At 75.6% G+C, this 24,348-nt stretch carries 5 protein-coding genes; 3 read left to right on the forward strand and 2 right to left on the reverse strand.

What is annotated here, in order from left to right; translation table 11 throughout:
- Nucleotides 1-186: 186 nt before the first annotated feature.
- Nucleotides 187-4,179, reverse strand: a complete 3,993-nt coding sequence (locus WMF26_RS38140) for a type I polyketide synthase (protein WP_437996725.1) — start codon at nucleotides 4,177-4,179, stop codon at nucleotides 187-189.
- 8 nt (nucleotides 4,180-4,187) lie between these two features.
- Entirely contained in the window at nucleotides 4,188-19,700 is a 15,513-nt protein-coding gene (locus tag WMF26_RS38145; RefSeq protein WP_437996726.1) for an SDR family NAD(P)-dependent oxidoreductase, read from the reverse strand.
- An 842-nt stretch (nucleotides 19,701-20,542) separates the two neighbouring features.
- On the opposite strand from WMF26_RS38145, the gene WMF26_RS38150 reads away from it, so the two are divergent.
- The 3 genes from WMF26_RS38150 (at nucleotide 20,543) to WMF26_RS38160 (ending at nucleotide 24,322) form a co-directional block, all read left to right on the forward strand.
- The gene (locus WMF26_RS38150; protein WP_437996727.1) at nucleotides 20,543-21,169 is read left to right on the forward strand and encodes a glutathione S-transferase family protein; all 627 of its coding nucleotides are present in this window, start codon (nucleotides 20,543-20,545) and stop codon (nucleotides 21,167-21,169) included.
- A 187-nt stretch (nucleotides 21,170-21,356) separates the two neighbouring features.
- The gene (locus WMF26_RS38155; RefSeq protein ID WP_437996728.1) at nucleotides 21,357-23,486 is read left to right on the forward strand and encodes an ABC-F family ATP-binding cassette domain-containing protein; all 2,130 of its coding nucleotides are present in this window, start codon (nucleotides 21,357-21,359) and stop codon (nucleotides 23,484-23,486) included.
- A complete protein-coding gene (locus WMF26_RS38160) occupies nucleotides 23,483-24,322 on the forward strand; it encodes a glutaredoxin domain-containing protein (RefSeq protein WP_437996729.1) in 840 nt (279 codons plus the stop codon). Before WMF26_RS38155 ends, WMF26_RS38160 begins: the two co-directional genes overlap by 4 nt.
- Nucleotides 24,323-24,348 lie beyond the last annotated feature (26 nt).

Raw genomic sequence — 24,348 nt, forward strand, 5'->3', positions numbered from 1 at the left:
GGCGGCTCCGCCCAGGTTGCCCCCTTGATCTCCTATCGTAATTCGATCGGGGCGTGTAGCGTTTCATTGCAGACACATCGGGAACGCCGGCGCAGCTGCACACCCGAGCAGACGCCGGGCGAAGGCTCACAGCGGCGTCCAATGTGCTCCGCTCTGCCCTCGGCAGGCCCGACTGCCTCGCTCGCCTCAGCGGGGGCGGACGTCCGCGGCGAGCAAGCGCTCCCTGAGCCGCTCTGCCAGGACCCTGACGTGAGGCTCCCGGAGCATCGTGTGGTGAGATCCCGGGACTTCATGGATCTCGATCGGTTGTGACGAGATCCCGGCCATCGGCTGATAGAGAGTCCCGTAGGGCTCCGTCACCGGACCGAAGGGGCCTGGCGGCGGCTGCTCCGCCGCGCGGAAATAGACGACGCGACCCCCGTAACAGGGCATGACGTACGAGCGGGCGGCCCGCCCGTGCGCCGCCCCGAGCCGCTGGACCGCCTCGGCGAAGCCCGGCGCCACGCCGCGCGCCGCGCCGAGGACGAGCGCCGTCAGCGCGCCCTCGTCGAGCCGGCGGAGCTCGTCGTACGCCATCTCGGGGCGGGCCATCCTCGCGGACTCGACGAGCTGCCACAGCCGGCGCTCGGGGGAGCTCGGGCTCGAGATGTAGCCGTCGATCATGGCCAGGAGCGCGACGCGCTCGCCGGACCTCGCGAGCTCGTGCGCCATCGCGAACGCGACGAGCCCGCCGAGCGACCAGCCGCCGAGCAGGTAGGGGCCCGCCGGCCTCACGGTCCGGATGGCCTCGAGGTAGCGCGCGGCCATGTCCTCGATCCGGTCGTCGGGCGCGGCGCCGTCGTCCAGCCCGACCGCCTGGAGGCCGTAGAAGGACCGCTCCGTCCCGAGGTGGCGCGCGAGCTCCGTGTAGCAGAGCACCGGCCCGCCGAACGGGTGGACACAGAAGAACGGCGATCCCTCGCCGCCGGGCTGGATCGCGACGAGCGGCGACCTCCGCGGGGCTCCTCCGCCCGCGGGCGCGCGCTCGCCGCGCTCGGCGCGCTCGCCGTCGGGGCGCGCGGGCAAGCGCAGCGCGTCCAGCGCGCGCTCGGCGAGCGCCGCGACCGTCGGATGCTCGAGCAGCAGGTTGATCGGCAGCTTGACCTTGAGGCCCAGCTCCAGCCGATCCCGGAGCTCCAGGCTCATCAGCGAGTCGAGCCCGAGGTCGAGCAGGCTCACGCCCGGCGCGATCGGCTCGGGCCCGTCCAGCCCCAGCGTCTGCGCCACGGCGGTCTGCAGCCACGCCTCCAGCAGCCGCCGGCGCTCGTCGGCCGCGGCCGCCCGGAGGCGCTCGATCAGCGCGTCCGGCAGCGCGTCCGGCGCCGACCCGCCCGCCGGCTCGGGCTCGGGCGCGGGCGCATCGCCAGACGGCCGCGGCGCTGCCGGGGCGGCCGGCGCCTCCGGCCGCTCGCGCGCGATCCAGTGCCGCGTCCGCTGCCAGGCGTACGTCGGCAGCGGGACGCAGCGCCCTCCCGCCGGATAGAGGCGGTGCCACGCGACGGCGTGGCCGTGCGCGTGGAGCGCCCCGAGCGACACCAGCAGGCACCGCCGCGCCGGGAGCCCTCGCCGGAGCGAGGAGGCCGCGCGCGCCTCCGCGCCCCGCGCGGAGAAGCACTGCTGGAGGTGACCGGCGAGGACGGGGTGCGGGCCGACCTCGAGGAAGATCCGGTACCCCGCGGCCAGCGCCGCGTCGACGGCGCCCGCGAACCGCACCGGCTCCCTCATGTTCCTCGCCCAGTACGCCGGATCGAGCTCGCCCCCGGCGGCGGGCGCGCCGGTCACCGTGCTGAACAGGGGCAGCGCCGCCCTCCGCGGCGCGAGCCCGGAGAGCGCGAGCTCGAGCTCGCGATCCAGCGGCGCCATCTGCGCGCTGTGGAACGCGTGGCTCACCGGGAGCAGGCGGCAGTCCACCCCCTCCCCGCGCAGGCGGCGCAGCACGTCCGAGAGCGCCTCCTCGTCGCCGGCCAGCACGGCAGAGCGCGGATCGTTGACGGCCGCGATGGTGAGGCGATCGCCCGCGCCCTCGAGGAGGCGCGCCGCCTCGTCGGCGGGCACGCCGACGAGGGCCATCTTCCCGAGCCCCTTCGTCCGCTGCATCAGGCGCCCGCGCAGCACCACGAGCCTGACGGCTTCCTCCAGGCTCAGGACGCCCGCGACGTGCGCGGCCGCGATCTCGCCGACGCTGTGCCCGATGACCGCGCCGGGCCGGACGTCCAGCGACCGCCAGAGCTCGGCCATCGCCACCTGGACGGCGAGGAGCGCCGGCTGCGCCACCTCGGTCTCCTGGAGGCGCGAGGTCGCCTCGGGCGCGTCGAGCTCGTCGAGGAGCGACCAGCCGGCGTGGCGCCGCACGAGCGCGTCGCAGGCCTCGAGCGCGGCGCGGTAGCTCGGCTCCTCGGCGAACAGCTCCCGGTGCATGCCGGCCCACTGCGACCCCTGCCCCGGGAACACGAAGACCACGCTGGCCCGCGCTCCCGGCTCCGCGACGCCCCGGGTCGCCCCCGGGGGCGCCTGACCCTCGGCGCAGGCGTCGAGCGACGTCGCGAGCTCCTCCCGGGAGCTCCCCACCACGGCCAGGCGGTGGCTGTGGTGGCTCCGCCGGGCGCTCGCCGTGTAGGCGATGTCCGCGAGGCGCGGGGACGCGTCGGTGACGGGCTCGCGCAGGAGATCGCGCATCGCCCGGGCCGCCGCGACGAGCGCCTCCGGGGACCTCGCCGAGAGGGGCAGGAGCACGACCTTCGCCTCGCCCGCGGAGGCGGCGGCGCTCGGCGGCGCCTCCTCCAGGATCACGTGCGCGTTGGTGCCGCTCAGGCCGAACGCGCTCACGCCGGCGAGGCGGGCGGCGCCGCCCGCCTTCCACGCGAGCTTGCGCGTGGGGATGGAGAGCGACGTGCCCTCCAGCCGGATGCGCGGGTTGAGCGCCCGGAAGTGGAGGTTCGCCGGGATGGCGCCGTGCTGGAGGGCGAGCACGGCCTTGATCAGCCCCGCCACGCCGGCGGCCGCCTCGAGGTGGCCGATGTTCGTCTTCACCGCCCCGAGGACGCACCCGGCCTCGCCCGCGCGCGGCCTGCCCACGACCTGCGCGAGCGCCTCGATCTCGATCGGATCGCCGAGCGACGTGCCGGTGCCGTGCGTCTCCACGTAGCCGATCTCCGAGGGCTGCACGCCGGCGCTCTCCAGGGCCTTCTTCAGCATCGATTGCTGGGAGAGGACGTTCGGGGCCGTCATCCCCGTGGATCGGCCGTCCTGGTTGACCGCCGAGCCGCGGATGACGGCGCAGATGGGGTCGCCGTCGGCCTGCGCGTCGGAGAGCCGCTTCAGGAGCACGAGCCCGCACCCCTCGCCGCGGACGAAGCCGCTCGCCTCCGCGTCGAAGACCTTGCACCGGCCGTCCGGCGAGAGCGCCCCGGTCGTCGCGATGAGCCGCATCGTCGCCGGCGACAGGAGGAGGTTGACGCCGCCCGCGAGGGCGAGCGAGCACTCGCCGCTCCGCAGGCTCTGGCACGCGAGGTGGACCGCCACGAGCGACGACGAGCACGCGGTGTCGACGGTCAGGCTCGGCCCGTGGAGGCCGAGCGTGTACGAGAGCCTGCCCGCGGGGAACGAGAAGAAGTTGCCCGTCATGGCGTGGATGTCCTGCGCGCCGGGCTCGAACGCGCCGCACAGGTGGGCGTAGTCGTTGGTGCTCATGCCCAGGAACACGCCCGCGCTCGTCCCGGCGAGCCGCTCCGGGACCTGCCCGCCGCGCTCCAGGGCCTCCCAGGCCACCTCGAGCAGCAGGCGCTGCTGCGGATCCATGGCCGCCGCCTCCCGGGGCGAGATGCCGAAGAAGCGCGCGTCGAACTTGTCGACGTCCCGGAGGAAGGCGCCCCAGCGGGTCGCGCGCGCCCGCGGATCCGGGGCCTCGTCGGCGGCGGGCTCGAGGCGCCACCGCTCGGCGGGGATCTCGGTGACCGCGTCGACGCCGTCCTCGAGCAGCCGCCAGTAGGCCTCCGGCGTCGACGCGCCGCCCGGGAACCGGCACGCCATGCCGATGACGGCGATCGGCTCGGACCTGGCGCGCGCGAGGGCGTCCCGCTCGGCCCGGAGCTCCCGGATGGTGGCGATCGCTTGCCGCAGACGAGCCTCGTAATCCGTCACCGGCGCGCTCATAGCGATTTCCTCCCGCTGGCCAGCGTGAGCTCCTCGTCGAGGAGGCTCAGCAACGCACTTCCGTCGAGATCGCCGAGCGAGTCGGCGAAGGTCCGCTGGGTCACCTCCTCGGCCGGGGCGTCGGCCGCCTCGATCTCGGCGAGCAGGTGGTCGGCGAGCGACGCGATGTTCGGGTACGTGAACAGCAGCGTCGCCGAGAGGCTGAGGCCGAGGCTGGACTCGAGGCGGTTGCGGAACTCGAGGCTCGTCAGCGAGTCCATGCCGAGGCTGGCGAACACCTCGAGCGGGCCGATCGCGGCCGGCTCGACGCGGAGCACGCGGCCGAGCTGCTCCCGGAGGTGCCCTTGCAGGCGGAACCGGCGCTCCTCGGGCAGCTCCCGCTCCAGCGCCTCGCGGACCCGGACGATGTCCGACGACCTCGGCGCGGCGCGGGGGCGCTCGCGCGTGAGCCGGTCCCAGTAGCGCCACCGCGCGACGCTCGGGTAGGACTCGAGCCACCTGTGCGCGTTGAACCGGACGACCCCGATCTGGGGCACGTCCGCCGCGAACAGGCGCTCGAGCATCCGCAGCCCGTCCGCCTCGGTGAGGGTGTCCATGCCGCGGTCGCCGACGCGGCCCATGATGTCGGCCTGCCGGACCGCGATGCCCACGTCGGAGAAGAGCCCCCAGTCGATGCTCAGCGCGGGCAGCCCGAGCGCGCGCCGGTGGTGCGCGAGGGCGTCGAGGAACACGCTCGCCGCGGTGTAGTTCCCGTTGCCCGGCGCGCCGAGGAGCGAGGCCACCGACGAGTACATCACGAAGAAGTCGAGCGGCGTGCCCGCGGTCAGCTCGTGGAGGTTCCACGCGCCGTGCATCTTCGGGGCCATGGTCTTCCAGAAGCGCTCGGCGCTCTGCTCCATCACGGTGCTGTCGGCGATGACCATGGCCGCGTGCACGACCCCGCGGAGCGGCGGCCCGCGGCGGTCGATCGCCGCGAGGAGCTCGGCGACCTGCTCGCGGCGCGACGCGTCCGCCTGGGCCGCGGTCACGCGCGCGCCCCGCGCCTCGAGCGCGTCGACCGCGCGCCGCGCCTCGTCGGACGCGCCGCTGCGGCCCGCGAGCACGAGGTGGCGAGCGCCCCGGTCCACCATCCAGCGCGCGAGCGAGAGCCCGAGCCCCCCGAGCCCGCCGACGATGAGGTAGGTGCCGTCCGGCCGCAGCGCGACGCCGCCGGCGCGCCGCTCCCGCAGCGCGGCGCGCGCCAGCCGCGCGACGTAGCGCTCGCCCGCCCGGAGCGCGATGTGATCCTCGTCGTCCGTGGCGTCGAGCTCCCGGGCGAGCGAGGCGGCGTCCTCCGGCGCGCGCGCCGGGGGGAGATCCACGCGCGTGCACCGGAGCTCCGGGTGCTCGGAGGCGAGCACGCGGCCGAAGCCGAGGAGCGGCGCCTGCGACACCGACACCGGCGCGGCCTCCGCCACGGCCTGCGCGCCGCGGGTCACGAGCCACAGCCGCGGCGCGTCGCGCCACGCCCTGCGCACGAGCGCCTGCGCGAGGAACGTCGCGCTCAGCGTCCCGAGGCGCTGGTCCCGCTCCAGCGTCTCCAGCGTGACGCCGTCCGGGCCCTGCGCGTCCAGGCTCCACAGGTGCACGACGCCCCGGCACGCCGGGCCGCCGCCGAACGCGTCCTCGAGCAGGTACCGGAACGCCATCGGGTCTCGCGGGTCGAGCTCGTAGAGCCCGGCCCCGTGGCGCGCCGTGACCTCGCCGGCCACGGCGACGACGCAGGCGTCGCCCCGCGTTCGCAGGAGCTCCGCGAGCTCGGCGCCGGTCCCGGTCCGGTCCGCGAGCACGAGCCAGGCGCCACGGTGGGAGCGGCGGCCGTCGCCGTGCGCGGGCTCCGGCGCGCGGCGCTCCCACGCGACGGCGTACAGCAGCTCGTCGTCGTCGTCCGGCGCCGCGGGGCGCCCCTCGGGCAACGGCGCCCGCGGGGCCTCGTCGATCCAGTAGCGCTCCCGCTGGAAGGGGTACGCCGGCAAGGAGACGCAGCGGCCCCCCGACGGGTGCTGGCGCGCCCAGTCCACCGGGTAGCCGCGCGCGTAGAGCGCCCCGAGCGCCTCGAGCAGGCATCGCTTCTCGTCCCGCTCCCGCCGCATCGACGGGAGCGCCGCGCCCCCGGGCGCCTTCGCGCGCAGCCCTTCCTCGATGGCGGGCGCGAGGATCGGGTGCGGGCTCATCTCGAGGAAGAGCGCGGGCCCCTCGTCCGCGAGCCGCTGCACGGCGCCCGAGAACAGCACCGGATCCCGCAGGTTCCGCGCCCAGTACGCCGGCCCGAGCTCCTCGCCGCGGCAGATCTCGCCGCTCACGGTCGAGCGCATGGGCACCCGCGCCGCCCCCGGCGCGAGCCCCTCGAGCGCCGCCCGCAGCTCGTCGAGGAGCGGATCCACCTGCGGGCTGTGCGACGCGACGTCCACCTTGACGCGGCGGCAGAACACGCCGCGCTGCGCGAGATCTGCCAGGATCTCGTCGAGCGCGAGGGGCTCGCCGGACAGCACCGTCGACCGCTCGCTGTTGCTCACCGCCACGGACACGCGGCCCGCGTACCCGGACGCCAGCTGCCGCGCCTGCTCCATCGGCAGCTCCACGAGGGCCATCGCCCCCGCGCCGCTGATGCGCCGCAGGAGCTTGCTCCGGCGGCAGACGACGCGCGCGGCGTCGTCCAGCGTCAGCGCGCCCGCGACGTGCGCCGCCGCCACCTCGCCCATGCTGTGCCCCACCACGGCGTCGGGCTCCACGCCCCACGCGCGGAAGAGCGCGGACAGGGCGACGCCGATCGCGAAGAGCGCCGGCTGCACGACGTCGATCTCCGCGAGGCGCGAGCGCTCCTCGCCGGCGTGGAGCTCCTCGAGCAGCGACCACCCCGCCTCGCGCGCGATCGCCGCGTCGCACGCGGTGAGGGCCTCGCGGAAGACCGGCTCCTCGGCGAGGAGCTGCCGCCCCATCCCCGGCCACTGCGAGCCCTGGCCCGGGAACACGAACACGACCCGGGGCCGCGCCCCCGCGCGCGCGTCGCCGCGGGCGACGCCGGCGGCCTCCTCGCCTCGCCCGCAGGCCGCGAGCAGCGCGGCGAGCTCCTGCCGCGAGCCGCCGGCGACGGCCAGCCGGTGCTCGTGGTGGACGCGCCGCACGCTCGCGGTGTACGCGACGTCGGCGAGATCCGCGGGAGCTCCGGAGGGGTCCTCCAGGAAGCGCCGGTACGCCTCGGCCAGGGCCGAGAGCGCGGCCGGGCTCCGCGCGGAGAGGGGGAGCAGCACGACGGACGCGCGGCCTTCCAGCGCGGGCGCGGCGGGCGGCGGCTCTTGCAGCACGACGTGCGCGTTGGTGCCGCTGATGCCGAAGGAGCTCACCCCCGCGATCCGCGGCGCGCCGCCGGACGGCCACGCCAGCGGCGCCGCCGGGACGGCGAACGGCGTGCCCTCGAGCGAGATCCGCGGGTTCAGCGTCTGGAAGTGCAGGTGCCTCGGGATCAGCTCGTGGCGCAGCGAGAGCGCGACCTTGATGAACCCCGCCACCCCCGCCGCCGCCTCCAGGTGGCCGATGTTCGTCTTCACCGAGCCGATCCAGCAGGGCAGCCCGTCGGGCCGCGGCCCGCCCAGCACCTCTTTCAGGGCCGTGAGCTCGATCGGATCGCCGAGCGAGGTGCCGGTGCCGTGCGCCTCGACGTAGCCCACCTGGGACGGCGAGACGCGGGCGCTCTCCAGCGCCTGCCGCAGCAGCGCCTGCTGCGAGAGCACGTTCGGCGCCGTCATCCCCGACGAGCGCCCGTCCTGGTTGACGGCCGAGCCCCGGACCAGCGCCCAGATCCGGTCGCCGTCCCGCTGCGCGTCCGAGAGCCGCTTGAGCACGACCATGCCGCAGCCCTCGGACCGCACGTACCCGTTCGCGGCGGCGTCGAACGTCTTGCACCGGCCGTCGGGCGAGAGCGCGTTGGTCTGGCCCATCAGGCTCATCGTCAGCGGGGAGAGGATGAGGCTGACGCCCCCCGCGAGCGCCATGTCGCTCTCGCCGCTCCGCAGGCTCTGGCAGGCGAGGTGGATCGCGACCAGCGAGGAGGAGCACGCCGTGTCCACGGTCATGCTCGGCCCCTCGAGCCCGAACACGTAGGACAGGCGCCCCGCGGCGGTGCTCGCCAAGGTTCCGGTCGCGCAGTAGGCGTCGAGCTGCCGCGGATCGAGCGAGGCGACGCGGTGCTGGTAGTCCTGGGCCGCCATGCCGACGAACACGCCGGTCCGGCTGCGGAGGAGCCGATCGGCCGGCTGCCCCGCGTCCTCGAACGCCTCCCAGGCCACCTCGAGGAGGAGGCGCTGCTGCGGATCGAGGCTCATGGCCTCGCGCGGCGAGATCCCGAAGAAGCGCGCGTCGAACCCGTCGACGCTGTCCAGCAGCCCGGCCCAGCGCGTCCCCGGCGGCCCGTCGGGGATCGCGTCGTCGGGCCACCGGGCCGCGGGGATCCGCTGGATGGCGTCGACGCCGTCCTCCAGCGCGCGCCAGAACGCCTCGGGATCGTCGCCGCCGCCGGGCAGCCGGCACGCGAGGCCGACGACGGCGATCGGCTCGACGTCCGGCGCCGCCGCGGGCTGCGCAGGCGCGGGCTGCGCCGGCGCAGGCGCGGGCTGGGCGCCGGCGCCGAGCTGCTCGACGAGGTACGCCGAGAGCCCGGCGACGTGGGGGTAGGTCCAGAGCAAGGTCGACGGCAGCGAGAGCCCCAGGCCGGCCTCCAGGCCGTTGCGCAGCTCCAGGCTCATCAGCGAGTTGATGCCGAGATCGTTGAGCGGGACGTGCCGGTCGATCGAGCCCGGATCGAGCCGCAGGACGCGGGCCGCGACCTCCCGGACGAAGCCCTCGACCAGCGCGGGCCGCTCCTCCGGCGCCGCGCCGTCGAGCGCCGCCCGCAGGCGCGAGATCTCGGGGGCGCGCGGCTTCGCGCGATCGCCCTCCCGGCGCAGCTGCTCCCAGAACGGCGACGCGGCGGCGGTCGGGTAGAACTCGAGCCACCGGCGCAGGTCGAACCGCAGCACGCCGGCCTGGGCCGCGCCTGCGCCGAGCAGGCGCTCCAGCGCGGCCAGCGCGTCCGCCTCGGTGAGGAGCCCCGCGCCCCCGCGCGAGAGGCGCGCCGCGGCGCCGTGGCGCCCCTCCGCGGCGGTCTCCTCGGCGAAGAGGCCCCAGTCGACGGTCAGCGCGGGCAGCCCCAGGGAGCGCCGGTGGTGCGCGAGCGCGCCGACGAACGCGTCGGCCGCCGCGGCGGAAGCGTCGCCGGGTGCGCCGAGGAGCGGCATCGCCGAGGCGTGCAGGAGGAAGAGGTCGAGCGGCCTGCCCGCGGTCGCCTCGTGCAGGCTCCACGCCCCGCGCGCCCGCGAGGCGGCCGCCGTGAAGGCGCCGCGCGCGTCGCGCTCCGGCGCGGCGCCGCCCGCGGCCGGCGCCGCGTGGACGACCCCCCGGAGCGCGCCGAACCGCTGCTCGACCTCTGCCACGACCTCGGCCGCGCGCGTCGGCTCGACCACGTCGACCTCGGCCGCGATCACCTGAGCGCCCGCCGCTTCCATCGCCGCGATCGCGCCCCGCGCCGCCTCCGCGGCGCCGCCCGCGCCGGTGAGCAGGAGATGGCGGGCGCCCTTGTCCACCATCCACCGCGCGAGCGAGAGGCCGAACCCCTCGAGGCCTCCGGCGATGAGGTAACCGCCGTCGGCGCGGAAGCTCTCGCCCGCGCCGGCGCGGGCCCCGGGGACGCCGCGCGCGAGGCGCGCCACGTACCGCGCCTCGCCGCGGAGCGCGATCCGGTCCTCGCCATCGCCGGCGTCGAGCTCCCGGAGCAGCGCGGCGACCTCACCGGCCGCGGGGGTCGGGCTCAGGTCGACGCGCTTGCACCGGAGCGCCGCGTGCTCGGCCGAGAGCACGCCGCCCACGCCCCAGAGCGGCGCCTGGGCCACGGACACCGGCGCCGGCTCGGCCACGGCCTGCGCCCCGCGGGTGACGAGGCAGAGCTGCGGCGCGTCGCGCCACCCCCTGCGCGAGAGCGCCTGCGCCAGGGACAGCGCGCTCAGGCCCGCGAGGCGCACGTCGCCCTCGATCGTCTCCGGCGTCGTCGCCTCGGCCGCCGCGGCGTCCAGGGCGAGCAGGTGCACGACGCCTCGGCACGCCGCGTCGCCCGGGAACGCGTCGTCGAGGAGCGCCGACAGCGCGGCGCCGTCCGAGGGGTCCACCTCGTAGCGCCCGTCGCCCAGCCGCGCGTAGCGCCCGTCCCCGACGCGCGCGACGCGCACGCACGCGTCGCCGCGCTGGTCGAGGAGCGCGGCCAGCGCCTCGCCCACACCTGCCCGATCCAGGAGCAGGAGCCACGCGCCGCGCGGCGGGCGCGAGGCCGCGGGCGGGCGCGCGGGCTCGCCGCGGTGCCAGGCGACGGCGTAGAGCAGCTCCTCCGCGACCCCGGTCGCCTCGGCGGCCGCCGAGCGCCCGGGCGCGGGCGCGGCGCCCTCGATCCAGTACCGCTCCCGCTGCCAGGGATACGCCGGCAGCGGCACGCAGCGCCCGCCCGACGGATACTGCAGCTTCCAGCGCACCGGATAGCCGTGGGCGTAGAGGGCCCCGAGCGCCTGCAGCACGCTCCGCCGCTCTCCCTGGTCGCGCCGCATCGTGGGGAGCGCCTTCCCCCCCGTGCCCCGCTCCGACAGGAGCTGCTGGAGGTTGGCCAGGAGCACCGGGTGCGGGCCGACCTCCAGGAAGATCTCGTGGCCGTCCGCCCACGCCGCGGAGACGGCCCGGGCGAGCTGCACGGGCTCGCGGATGTTCCGGGCCCAGTACCCCGCGTCGAGCGGCTCGCGATCGAGGCGCTCGCCCGTCACCGTGCTGTACATCGCGATCGACGGCCGGCCCGCCGCGACGTCGCCCAGCGCGCCCCGGAAATCCCGCTGGAGCGGCTCCATCTGCGGGCTGTGGAAGGCGTAGTTGACCCGCAGCATCCGGCAGGGCACCTGCCTCGCGCGCAGGCCCGAGCGGACCTCCTCGAGCGCGGCCGCGTCGCCGGAGAGCACCACGGAGCGCGCGTCGTTGATCGCCGCGATCGAGATCCGGTCCGCGCGCCCCTCCAGGGCGGCCGCCGCCTCGTCCTCGGACAGCGCGACGGAGGCCATCTTCCCGAGGCCCGTGGCGCGCTGCATGATCCGCCCGCGGATCGTCACGAGCCGGATCGCCTCGTCCAGGCCGAGGACGCCGGCGACGTGCGCGGCCGCGACCTCGCCCACGCTGTGGCCGATCACCGCGTCGGGCGCGACGCCGAGCGATCGCCACAGCGCGGCCAGGGCCACCTGCACGGCGAAGATCGCCGGCTGGGCGACCTCGGTCTGATCCAGCCGCGAGGTCGCCTCGGGGGCGGCGAGCTCGGCGAGCAGCGAGAAGCCCGCGTGCCGCTGCACGAGCGGCTCGCACGCCTCGAGCGCCGCGCGGAAGGCGGGCTCCTCGGCGAGGAGCTGCTGCCCCATCCCCACCCACTGCGAGCCCTGCCCGGAGAACACGAACACCACCTGGGGCTGCCACCCGAGCACCGTCTGCCCGCTCGTCGCGGCGGGGTGCGCTTCGCCCCGCGCGTGCGCGCCGAGCGCCTCGGCGAGCTCCTCCCGGGACCGGCCCACCACCGCGAGCCGGAACTCGTGGTGGCGGCGCCGCACGCTCGCCGTGTACGCGATGTCCGCGAGCCGCGCGTCGGGCGGCGCGCCGCCGAGGAAGCGCTCGTAGGCCTCGGCCAGGGCGGCGAGCGCCCGGGGGGACCTCGCCGACAGGGGCAGCAGCGTGAGCGGGGCGTCCGGGAGCGCGGGCGGCTCGGGGACCTCCGGCGCCTCCTCCAGCACGAGGTGGGCGTTGGTCCCGCTCATCCCGAACGAGCTCACGCCCGCGCGGCGGGGCCGCTCCCCGCGGCGCCACGGCTCGGCCGCCGTGGTCACCTCGATCGGGAGCTCGGCCCACGGGATGCGCGGGTTGAGCGCGCGCGCGTGCAGCTGCGCCGGCAGCGCGCCGTGCCCCAGCGACAGCACCACCTTCATCACGCCGGCCACGCCCGCCGCCGACTCGAGGTGGCCGAGGTTCGTCTTCACCGACCCGATCTTGAGCGGCCGGCCGCCGGGCCTCCCCTCGCCGTAGACCGCCGCGAGCGCCTCGACCTCGATGGGATCGCCGAGCGCCGTCCCGGTGCCGTGCGCCTCGACGTAATCGATGTCGCCGGGCGAGAGCCCCGCGATCGAGAGCGCCGCGCGCACGACCGCCTCCTGCGCCTTGCCGTTCGGCACGGTGATGCCGGCGCTGCGGCCGTCGCTGTTCACGGCCGAGCCGCGGATCACCGCCAGGATGCGATCGCCGTCGCGCGCCGCGTCCGACAGGCGCTTCAGCACGACCATGCCGCAGCCCTCGCCGCGGCCGTACCCGTCCGCGTCCGCCGAGAACGTCTTGCACCGCCCGTCCGGCGCCAGCGCGTGGAGGCGCGACAGGTACACGCTGAGGTGCGGGGCCAGCATCAGCTGGACCCCGCCCGCGACCGCCACCCGGCACTCGCCCGCCCACAGGCTCCGGCAGGCGAGGTGGATCGCCGTCAGCGACGACGAGCACGCCGTGTCGACCGCCATGCTCGGCCCCTCGAGCCCGAGCGCGTGCGAGAGCCGGCCCGCGGAGAAGCTCGTGAACGTCCCCGAGAGCGTGTAGGCGTCCAGCGCCTCGAGATCCGCGTGCGTCCGCTGCAGGATGCCGTAGTCGCTCGGCCCGATCCCGACGAAGACGCCCGTCAGCGGCTGCTCGCCGGGCACCATGCCCGCGTCCTCCATGGCCTCCCAGATGACCTCGAGCAGCAGCCGGTGCTGCGGATCGAGGTGGACCGCCTCCCGCGGCGCGATCCCGAAGAAGCGCGCGTCGAACCGATCGGGCGCCGCGGCCAGGAAGCCGCCCTCCCGGACGTACATCTTGCCGGCCGCGTCCGGATCGGGGTCGTAGTACGCCGCGGCGTCCCAGCGGTCCGCCGGGATCGGCCCCACGGCGTCGACCCGCTGCTCGAGCAGCCGCCAGAACTCCTCCGGGGTCTCCACGCCGCCCGGCAAGCGGCACCCCATCCCCACGATCGCGATCGGCTCGTCGCCGGCCACGGCGCGCCCTCCGACGTCGCTCGACGCCGCGCCGCCCGCGCCGTCCGCGCCCTCCTCGGCCTCCGGAGGCGCGGCGTCGCCCGGCAGGCTCGGCGACAGCTCCTCGAGCAGGAAGTCGGTCATCGCGACGACGTTCGGGTGGTTGAACGTCACGCTCGACGACAGCGGCCGGCCGAGCGTGCGGCCCAGGCGCTGGCACAGCTTCACGGCCATCAGCGAATCCATGCCGAGGTCGAAGAAGCCCCGGGTCGGGCTCACCTCGTCGGCCTCGGCGAACCCCAGCGTCTCGGCGACCGAGGCCTGGATCCATCGCTGGAGCGTCCGGCGCCGCTCCCGCGGCGGCGCCGCCGCGAGGTCGTCGAGGAGGGCGGGCGCGGCGGCGCCCGGGGCGGGCCCTCCGGCGCGCGGCATCTCCGAGAGCAGCGGGCGGGGGCCGCTGCTCTCGATCACCGCGCAGAACCTCGGCCAGTCGACGTCGGCCACGACCACCTGCGCCGCCCCGGCGGTCAGACAGGAGGACAGCGCCGCCAAGGCCTGCTCCGGGCCGAAGGCCCGCACCCCGCGCTCCTCGAACGAGGGGATCGCGCCGGTCGCCATGCCGCCGCCGCGCCACGGCCCGAAGCTCACGGCGACCGCGGACGCCCCCGCGGCGCGGCGCTCCCGGACGAGCGCGTCCTGGAACGCGTTCGCCGCCGCGTAGCTGGCGTGCCGCACCGCTCCCCACACCGAGGCGATCGACGTGAAGCAGACGAACGCGTCGAGGGGCCGGTCGCGCGTCAGCGCGTCGAGCACCGAGGTCCCGTGGACCTTCGGCGAGAGCACCCGGCGGAGCCCCGCGCTGTCCAGGGCCGAGAGCGGCGTCTCATCGGCGACGCCCGCCAGATGAAACACCGCGGAGAGCGGCGGCAGCCGGGCGTCGATGTCCGCGAGCACGGCGGCCATCGCCCCCGCGTCGGCCACGTCGGCCTGCGCGACGGTCCAAGGCGCCCCGAGCGACTCCAGCGACGCGATGACGTCGCGGTCGTCGCCCGACGCTCCCCTGCGGCTCGTGACCACGATGTGCCGCGCGCCCCGCTGCGCCGCCCACCGCGCGACATGCCTGCCCAGCGCGCCGAGCCCCCCGGTGATGAGCACCGTGCCCGACGTGGACCAGGCCGGCGCACTGGCCGGCGACCCGCTGCAACGCACGAGCCGCTCCACGAACCGCCCCGACGGCCTGAGCGCGACGTGGTCCTCGCCGTCGGGGGTCAGCACCTGGGCCAGGAGCGCGGGGACATCGTGCTCCCCTGGAGAAGACGCCAAGTCGACGAGCCCTCCCCAGACCTCCGGATGCTCGAGCGCCAGGGTCCGGCCAAGCCCCCAGAGCGCCGCCTGCGCGGGCGCCGTGACCGGGTCGCCCGCGCCCACCGACACCGCCCCGCGGGTCACGAACCAAAGCCGCGGCCGCTCGCCTCGCGCTGCCTGCAGGACGGCGCGCAGCAAGGCCGGCGCGCTCTCGACGCCCCGCGCGAGCGCGGCGTCCAGCGTGTCGTCGCCCTGCGACGCGCCGCCGAGGCTCCACAGGTGGACCACGCCGCGCACCGGCCCGCGCTCGGCCGCGCGCTCCGACCACCACGACCCGAGGCTCTCCGGCGTCGGATCGCTGGTCCACACATGCTCTGCCAGGCGCCGCGCGGCGGTCCCCAGGCGGAGCCGGGAGCACGTCGCGCCCGACGCCTCGAGCGCGTCCGCCAGCCTGTCCCCGATGCCCCCGTCGTCGATGAGCACGACCCAGTGCCCGGGCGTGGCCGGGCGCGGGCGCGGCGGCAGGGGCCGCGGCTTCCACGCAAGCTCATGGAGCCACGGCTGGATCTCCGCCTCCGCGCGCTCCTGGTCCACCTTGGCCCGCAGCGCGTCGAGCACCCGGCCGACGACGCCGAGCTCCTCGGCCGACAGCGTCGCCGAGAGCCCGAGCTGCGCCGCGAAGGCCGCCGCGTCCGCCGACTGCAGGAGCGACGGGAGCGCCGGAGGGGGCGCGCCCGGCGCCTCGCGCCGCCGCGCGTCCCCCGGCGCCTCCAGCCAGTATCGCTTGCGCTGCCACGGATAGCCCGGCAAGGACACGCAGCGCCCGCCCGTCGGATACATCCGGGCCCATTCGACCGGGCACCCGCGCGTATAGAGGGCGCCCAGCGACTCGAGCAGGCAGCGCCGCCCGTCGCGACCCCGGCGCAAGGTCGGGGCGACCAGCCCGTCGACGCCTCGCGCCGAGAGGCACCGCTGCACGCTGGCCGAGAGCACAGGGTGCGGCCCCACCTCCAGGAAGAGCTGGTGTCCGGCGGTCATCGCGCTGTCGAGCGCACGCGCGAGCAGCACCGGCTCCCGGAGGTTCCTCGCCCAGTAGGACGCGTCGAGCGCCTCGCCGCCGATGCCCTCGCCCGTCACGGTGCTCACCATGAGCCTGTCCGTGCGGCGCAGCGCGATGTCCCCGAGCGCGCTCGCGAGCTCCCCACGGAACGGCTCCATCTGGGGGCTGTGGAACGCGTAGTTCACCGGCAGCTCGCGGCACTCCACCCGGGCGCGCCGGAGCTCCGCCACCACCTCGCCGAGCGCCGCCGCGTCCCCGGACAGCACGACCGAGCCGGGATCGTTGACGGCGGCGATCGAGAGCCGCCCCTCGTATCCTTCGAGCGCGCGCGCCGCCTGCTCCGGGGACGCCTGGACGGCGGCCATCTTTCCGAGGCCGGTCGCCCGCTGCATGAGCCGCCCCCGGTGGTGGACGATGCGCACCGCCTCTTCCAGCCCGAGCGCCCCGGCGACGTGCGCCGCCGCGAGCTCCCCGACGCTGTGCCCGATCACGGCGTCGGCGGTGATCCCCCAGGAGCCGAGGAGCGCCGCGAGCGCGACCTGCACCGCGAAGAGCGCGGCCTGGGCCACCTGCGTCTCCTGGAGGCGGGAGGTGGCCTCGGGCGCGCTCAGCGCGTCCAGCAGCGACCAGCCCGCATGCGCCTTCAGCAGCGCGTCGCACGCCTCCACCACGCCCCGGAAGACCGGCTCCTCCTGGAGCAGCGTCCACCCCATCCCCGGCCACTGCGATCCCTGGCCCGAGAACACGAACACCACCCTGGGACGCGGCCCCGGCGCCACCTCGCCACGCGCGACGCCGGCGTGCGTCGCCCCGCCCAGGGAGGCCTCGAGGGCGCGGGCCATCTCGTCCCGCGAGGCGCCCACGACCGCCAGCCGGTGCTCGTGATGGCTGCGCCGGACGCTCGCCGTGTAGCAGACGTCGCGCAGCAGGGCTCCGCCCTGCGCCCGCAGCCGGGGCGCCATCGACGCCGCGAGCTCCCGGAGCGCCTGCGGGGAGCGCGCCGAGAGCACGAGCAGCTCGGCGGAGGTGGCCTCGCGCGCCGGCGCCCTTTGCGGCTGCGAGGCCGCCTGCGGCTCGGGTCCGTTCAGCCACGGCAACGACGCCACGAGCGCGTCCGGCGCGCTCGCGCCGGACGGAGCCAGCCTTGGCCACGCGACGGGCGCGCCGGCCGTGTACAGGGCGCCGAGCGAGCCGAGCAGGATCGCCCGCGCCGGCTTCTCGCGCCGCAGCGACGGCACCACGAGGCCGCTTCGCCCGAGGTGAGCGAGGCTCGCCGTGACGGCGTGCGCGAGCACGGGGTGGGGGTTCACGTCGACGAAGGCGCCGTGGCCGTCCTCGACGAGCCGCTCGACGGCGGCGGAGAAGAGCACCGGCTCCCGCAGGTTGCGCGCCCAGTACGCGGGGCCGAGCGCGTCGCCCTCACAGCGAGCCCCCGTCACGGTGGAGTAGAACGGGATCGCGCCGCGCCGCGGGGAGATCTCCTGCACCGCCCGCGCGAGCTCCGGACAGAGCGCGTCCATGTGCGGGCAGTGAGAGGCGCAGTTTACGCGGATGCGCCTGCACGCCACTTGCCGGCCGGCGAGCTCGTCGAGGAGCTCCGTGAGCGCCCCGGCGTCGCCCGAGACCAGGGTGGCGCTCGGGCTGCTGCTGCCGGCGACCCAGAGGCGGCGCTCGTGTGGCTCGTGGCGATCGAGCGCCCGCTCCGTCTCGGCGACGGAGAGCTCCACGAGGGCCATCCCGCCGGCGCCGCTCGCCTGCTCTAGCAGACGACCTTGAGCGCAGATGATCCGCGCCGCGTCCTCGAGGCTCAGCGCGCCGGCCACGTGCGCCGCAGCGACCTCGCCGAGACTCTGTCCGGCGACGGCGTCCGGCTCGATGCCCCAGGATCGCCACAGCGCCGCGAGCGCGACCTGGATCGCGAAGATGGCCGGCTGGACGACATCGGTTGCGTCGAGCAGGCGCGGGCTCCCCGCCGTCAGCGCGGTCAGGAGCGAAAAGGGCGCGTGCGGCCGCATCGCCTCGTCGCACCGCAGGAGCGCCGCGCGAAACACCGGCTCTTCGCGCAGGAGGTCGCGCCCCATGCGGAGCCACTGCGACCCCTGGCCGCCGAACAGGAAGGCGACCTTCGGCCGCTGCGCGCCCGCCACGCCGATCGAGGCGCCGGGTCGGTAGGGCGCGCCCGCGTCGCCGAGGGCGCGCAGGCGCGCGTCCAGCTCGTCATAAGAAGAGACGGTCAGCGCGAGCCGGTGGTCGTCCTGGCTGAGCCGCGCCGCGGCCGCGGCGCACAGCGCGGGGAGCGGCGGCCGCTCGCCGGGCGAGGCGGCGAGCGCATGGACCTGCGCGACCAGCGCCGAGAGCGCCCCGGCGCTCGGCGCCGAGAGCGGCAAGAGGAGCGTCCGGTCGTGGCGCATGCCCTCGAGCACGACGTGGCAGTTGGTGCCGCCGAAGCCGAAGGAGCTGACCCCGGCGAGGGCCTCCCCGTGGGCCCTCTCCGGCCAGGGCTCCGCCGCGCGCTGCACCGCGAGCCGCAGCTCGTCGAGCGGGATGTGCGGGTTGGGCCGCTCGAAATGGAGGATCGGCTGGAGCTCCCGGTGCTGCATCGAGAGCGCGACGCGGATGAGCCCGGCGATCCCCGCGGCGGCCTCGAGGTGGCCGATGTTGGTCTTCACCGATCCGATCCGGAGCGGCCGCTCCGGCGGGCGGTCCGCGCACAGGACGGCGCTCAGCGCCCTCGCCTCGATCGGATCCCCGAGGATCGTGCCGGTGCCGTGGGCCTCGACGTAATCGACCTCCTCCGGCTTCACCCCCGCGCGCGCGTACGCCTCGCGGAGGACCGCCTCCTGCGCCTTCGGGTTCGGCGCGGCCAGCCCGTTGCTGAACCCGTCGTTGTTGACGGCGCTCCCGCGGATCACGCAGTAGATGACGTCGCCGTCCGCGAGCGCGCGGGAGAGCGGCTTGAGCACGACCACCCCGCCGCCCTCGCCGCGGGCGTAGCCGTTCGCGCGCGCGTCGAACGCCTTGGAGCGGCCGTCGGGCGAGAGCGCCCCGAACTTGGACATCGCCACCGTGCTCTCGGGGGCGAGGATCAGGTTCACGCCGCCGGCGAGCGCGAGATCGCACTCGCCGAGGCGCAGGCTCTGGCACGCGAGGTGAACCGCCACGAGGGACGAGGAGCAGGCGGTGTTCACATGAAGGCTGGGCCCCTGCAGGCCCAGCGCGTAGGACACCCTCGCAGGGATGATGCTCAGGTCCTGTCCCGTGGCGGTGTGCTGGGCGATCGCCTCGATATCGCCGCGAGGCCCCCTCGCGTAATCGCTCCACGTCGCGCCGAAGAACACGCCGGTCTGGCTTCCCTTGAGCCCCCGGGGCGCCACGCCGGCGTCTTCCAGCGACTCCCACGAGAGCTCGAGCATCAGCCGCTGCTGAGGATCCATCTGGACGGCCTCGCGCGGGGAGATATCGAAGAACTGCGGGTCGAACTGGTCGACCTGCTCCAGGAACCCGCAGCAGCGCGTGCTCATCTTCCCGGGGGCGCCCGGCTCCGCGCTGTAATACGCGTCGACGCTCCACCGCTCCCGGGGGACCTCCCCGATGGCGTCCACCCCGCCCCGCAGCAGCCGCAAGAAGGCGTCCCGGTCCGGCGCTCGCGGGAACCGGCAGGCGACACCGACGATGGCAATCGGCTCGGCGCCCCGCGTCCCGTGGGCCTCGTCGCCCGAGCGCGCGCCGCGAGGAGCAGGCGACTGCTCCGGCTCCGCGACCACGTGACGCGCCAGCGACTCGATCGTGGGGCACTCCCATATCAGCGTCGGGTGGAGCCGGCGCCCGATGGCGCTCCCCAGCTCGGCGAGCAAGCCCGTGGCAGCCATGGAGTCGAGCCCGCAATCGCTGAACCGCGCGCCGGGGTCGATCGACCTTGGCGACGCGCCCGAGCGCTCCGCGATCCTCTCCGTGAGCCATTCCTGCACCTCAGCAAGGGTGCAGAGCTGCTTCCGTGATTCGCGCGACATAGCCGCCTCCTTCAGGCAGGGCGTAAAAACATCGCCTCCGCGGAACCCCCCAGTACCGGCCGGATCTCAGGGCTCAGACACCGAATGCACAGCGCCTCGCCATAACGAGCATTACAGGAAATAAGTCGCTTACGCAAGGTTAGTAAAATGTGTTGCCCGGCAGTAATCAAACGAACGTCCGTGAATACACGGGCAGAAATTGACGAGGATCGGCGCAGGATCCGTGGATCAAATCGAGTCCATCTCTCTGGGCGTCGCTCCGCGTCGCGACGACGTCGGAGGTGCTCGCGGCTTGCCGGAGAGGGCGCGCTGCGCCGCGCTCCCGGCGGGAGGCGAGGCAGTCGTGCGCTTCGGGGCGCTCCGGGCGCCCTGGCTCTTAGCGCGAATTACCGTCGAACAGTGACGTACAGATTACAAGCTACTGGAACAGCACAAGCGCGCCATTGTCAATCATCTCCGCACCTTGCAGCGAATGGCGTGAGACTCCGACAAGCGCCGCCGATGTGCGCGCCATCCCCTCACCGAGGCTCGCTGCAGGGGAGCCAGATGCCGAATGGGATGGTTCGAGTGCGGCCCCTTCGGCGCCCGGGCCGCCGGAGCGGCGCCCCCACAGGCGCGCGGCCGCTGTCGCCGGGCTCAGCGGGCCTCCCCGCCGGAGGCCACGACCCGCGGAGGATCGCCCACCTCGGGGGCCCCAAACCGCCGTCGAATTCTTGCTCCACATGGCAAATGCCGCGCATCTGCCTCGGCAGCGGGCTCGGAGCCAGCCTGGCGTTCCGCCGCACGCCGCGCGTGACTCTGGCGACTCGGATCCACTACAAGGGGCGCCGGAGGCCAACACCATGTCCATCACGTTCTACTACTCCCCGCAGTCCAGCGCGGGTCGCATCCTCGTATCGCTCGCCGAGCTCGGCGTCCCCTACGAGGGCGTCCGGCTCGACCTGCGCGCCGGCGACCAGAGGAAGCCGGAGTTCCTCGCCATCAACCCGAATGGCAAGGTGCCGACCATCGTGATCGACGGCACCCCGGTGTTCGAGTCGGTGGCGATCCAGATCGCCCTCGGCGAGCGCTACGGCGTGCAGAAGGGCCTGTGGCCGACGCCCGGCTCGCCCGAGCAGCTCACGGCGCTGAGCTGGCTCGTGTGGGGCCAGGTCAGCCTCACCGGCGCGCTGTTCCGCTACATGGCGAACACGAGCGACTACTTCCCCAAGGAGATGCACCACGAGAAGCAAGCCGAGCACGCCTTGACCGAGCTGCGCGGCCTGCTCCGCATCCTCGACGAGCGCCTCGCCGGCCGCCCCTACCTCCTCGGCGAGCGCTGTACCCTCGTGGATCTCGACCTCGCGGCCATGCTCGGCTGGGGCCTGATGGCGGCCAAGATCGACTACGCCGAGCAGAAGAACCTGCAGGGCTGGCTCGGCCGCATCATGGAGCGCCCGGCCATCAAGGCGGCGATGGCCCAGACCTGAGCCCCGGGCGCCTCGCTCGCCGGGCGGGCGAGGCGCCCCCTCCCCGACGCCCGCGCGGCTTCGACGCCTGCGCGCGGCCGGGGACGGGGCGGTCTTCCACGTCGTCCGGCGCGGCGTCCGGCGCGGCGTCGGGCCAGGCGCCCCGCGCGCCTTGCGCGCGCCCGACGCATGCTAGAACTCGGCCGCAATGACGGTCCTCCAGGTCGCCGACCTCAGCTTCGGTTACGGCGCCGACAAGCTCTTCCAGGGCATCACCTTTTCCCTGGAGCAAGGCCAGCGCGCCGCGCTCGTCGCCCCGAACGGCGCCGGCAAATCGACGCTGCTCCGCCTCGTCGCCCGCGAGCTCACCCCCGACACGGGCTCGGTCGTGATCCGCAAGGGGATCCGGGTCGCTTACTTCCGGCAATCGCACGAGCTCCACGCCGAGGGCACGGTGCTCGACGCCTTCCTCTCCGGGTTCTCCGAGGTCCTCGAGCTGCGCCACGCCCTCACCGCGGCGCAGCACGCCGCGGCCAGCGGCAGCGAGGCCGACCTCGCCCGGCTCAGCGACCTCACCGATCGCTACCACATCGCCGGCGGCGACGACCTCGAGCGCCGCGTCGAGATCATCGCGGCCCACCTCGGCTTCACGCCGGCCGACATGGATCGCCCCGTCGCGAGCCTGTCCGGCGGCGAGCGCGGGCGCCTGCAGCTCGGCGTCGTGCTCGCCATCGAGCCCGACCTGCTCCTGCTCGACGAGCCCACGAACCACCTCGACATCGAGACGATCACCTGGCTCGAGAAGCACCTCGCGGGCCTCGCCGGCGCGCTGCTCTGCGTCTCGCACGACCGCGCCTTCCTCGACGCCGTCTGCCCGAACACCATGGAGCTCGGCCACCGCAGCTTCCGGACCTACCCGCTCAAGTACAGCGACTACGCGGTCGCGCGCGAGGAAGACCTCGCCCGGGAGCGCGAGCTCGCCGAGCGGCAGGAGGCGTTCGTCGCCAAGACCGAGGACTTCATCCGGCGCAACATCGCCGGCCAGAAGACGAAGCAGGCGCAGAGCCGGCGCAAGATGCTGGAGAAGCTCGAGACCATCGATCGGCCGGAGGACGTCTGGGCGGTCGCCGAGAAGGTCCGGTTCCGGTTCGCGCCCGCCCCGCGCAGCGGGGACATCGTGCTCGACGCGCGCGGGCTCGGCGCGAGCCGCGGCGGGCGCACGCTCTTCTCCGGCGTGGACCTCCTCCTTCGGCGCGGCGACCGCGTCGGCGTCGTCGGCCCGAACGGGACCGGCAAATCGACGCTGCTGAAGCTGCTCGCCGGCGCGGGCGCGCCCGAGGACGCGGGCGAGGTGCGGCGCGGGACGAACCTCTGCCAGGGCTACTTCGACCAGCACCTCGGCTCGCTCGACCCGTCGAAGGCCGCGGTGGAGGAGATCCGCAGCGTCCGCGCCGACATGAACGTCGACGCGACCCGCCAGTACCTCTCGCGCTTCCGCTTCTACGGCGACGACGCGCTCCGGAAGGTCCAGGGCTTCTCGGGCGGCGAGCGGAGCCGGCTCGCGCTCGCGAAGCTCTTGCTCGAGCCGCGCAACCTGCTCTTCCTCGACGAGCCGACGAACCACCTCGACATCCCCGCCGCCGAGATCCTCGAGGAGGCGCTCACCGGCTTCGAGGGCACGGTGGTGCTCGTCTCGCACGACCGGCGGTTCCTGGAGCAGGTGACGACGCGCATCGTCGCGGTGCGCGAGGGGAGCGTGGACATTTATCCCGGCGGCTTCCGCGACTACCGCGACAACCTCGAGAAGCTCGCGGCCGAGGCGGCGGCGCGCGAAGCGGAGGAGCGCGACGCCGGGCGCGGGCCGTCCGGGGGCGGCCGTGGGGCCCAGAAGGCCGCGGGGGCGCCCGCGCCGCAGAGGGCCGCGGGCGCGCCGGCGCCGCGCGACGAGGCGGCGCGGGGCGCCGCGGCCGACAGGGGCGCGAAGCCCGGTCGCGCGGTGCGGCGGAGCGGCGCCACGATGCCGCCTCCGGACGAGGCGGGCCCGGGGGACGCGGCGGCGCGCAAGCGGGCGTTCGAGAGCGACAAGGCGGCGGCGCGGGCCGCGGAGCGCAAGCGCAAGCGGGTGAAGGAGCTCGAGGCGGAGATCGCGGCCGGCGAGGCGAAGCTCGCCGAGATGCGCGAGGAGCTGAAGAGGGATCCCGGCGGCGACTGGGCGAAGCTGGCCGAGAAGGCGCGCGAGGAGCAGGCGCTCGCGAAGCGCGTCGACGCGGCGATGACCGAGTGGATGGCGCTCAGCGAGGAGCTGGGGGCGTCGGCGACCGCGGGGGGCGGGGCGTGACGGGCGGGGGGCGGGGCGCTGGCGGCGGGGCGCGGGGCGCGGGCGGGGCGCGCGGCGCTGGCGGCGCGCGGGGCGCGGGCGGCGCGGCGGCGGCAGGCGCTCGGCGCGCGGCGGTCCTGCTCGCGCTCGCCGCGGCGGCGCTCGCGCCGGCGTGCAAGGAGCCGCGCGACGACGGCACCGCCCCGGCGCAGGCCCCCGCCGAGCTGCCGCCGCTCGATCTGCGCGACGACACGGCGAACCTGATGCTCACGTGGATCGACGAGAAGGGCGACACGCACGTCGAGCTCCGCCCGGCCGACGTGCCGGCCGAGGGCCGCGCGATGGTGCGCGCCATGCTCTCGGACCGGACCGAGGGCACGCGCGACGTGTTCTACGTCGCGGATCTGACGCAGAAGCGCCCGGACGGCACGTACGCGGTCCGGACGATGCCGCGGCGAGAGTGGGAGTCGCTGCTGGAGAAGCGGCGCGCCGAGCACGTCGCGAAGACGGCGCCCCCGCCCGCGGCGGCGCCGGGCCCCGGCGGCTCCGCGGGCGCGGGGGCGCCGGCGGCGCCGGGCCAGCTCGCCGGGGTGACGGTGATCATCTACGGCGCCTCGTGGTGCAAGCCGTGCCACCAGGCCGCGGACTACCTGCGCGCGAAGGGCGTCGCCGCCATCGTGAAGGACATCGAGGAAGACCCGGCCGCGGCCGCCGAGATGCAGGACAAGCTCGCGAAGAGCCACCAGCGCGGGGGCAGCATCCCGATCATCGACGTGCGGGGGCAGATCCTCGTGGGGTACAGCCCGCACGCGCTCGACCAGGCGCTCGCGCGGGCGGCGCGCGGGACGACGCTCTGAGGCGGCGGGCGGGCGCGCGGCTCGCC

Source organism: Sorangium sp. So ce185 (assembly GCF_051526825.1).
GTDB lineage: Bacteria > Myxococcota_A > Polyangia > Polyangiales > Polyangiaceae > Sorangium > Sorangium cellulosum_D.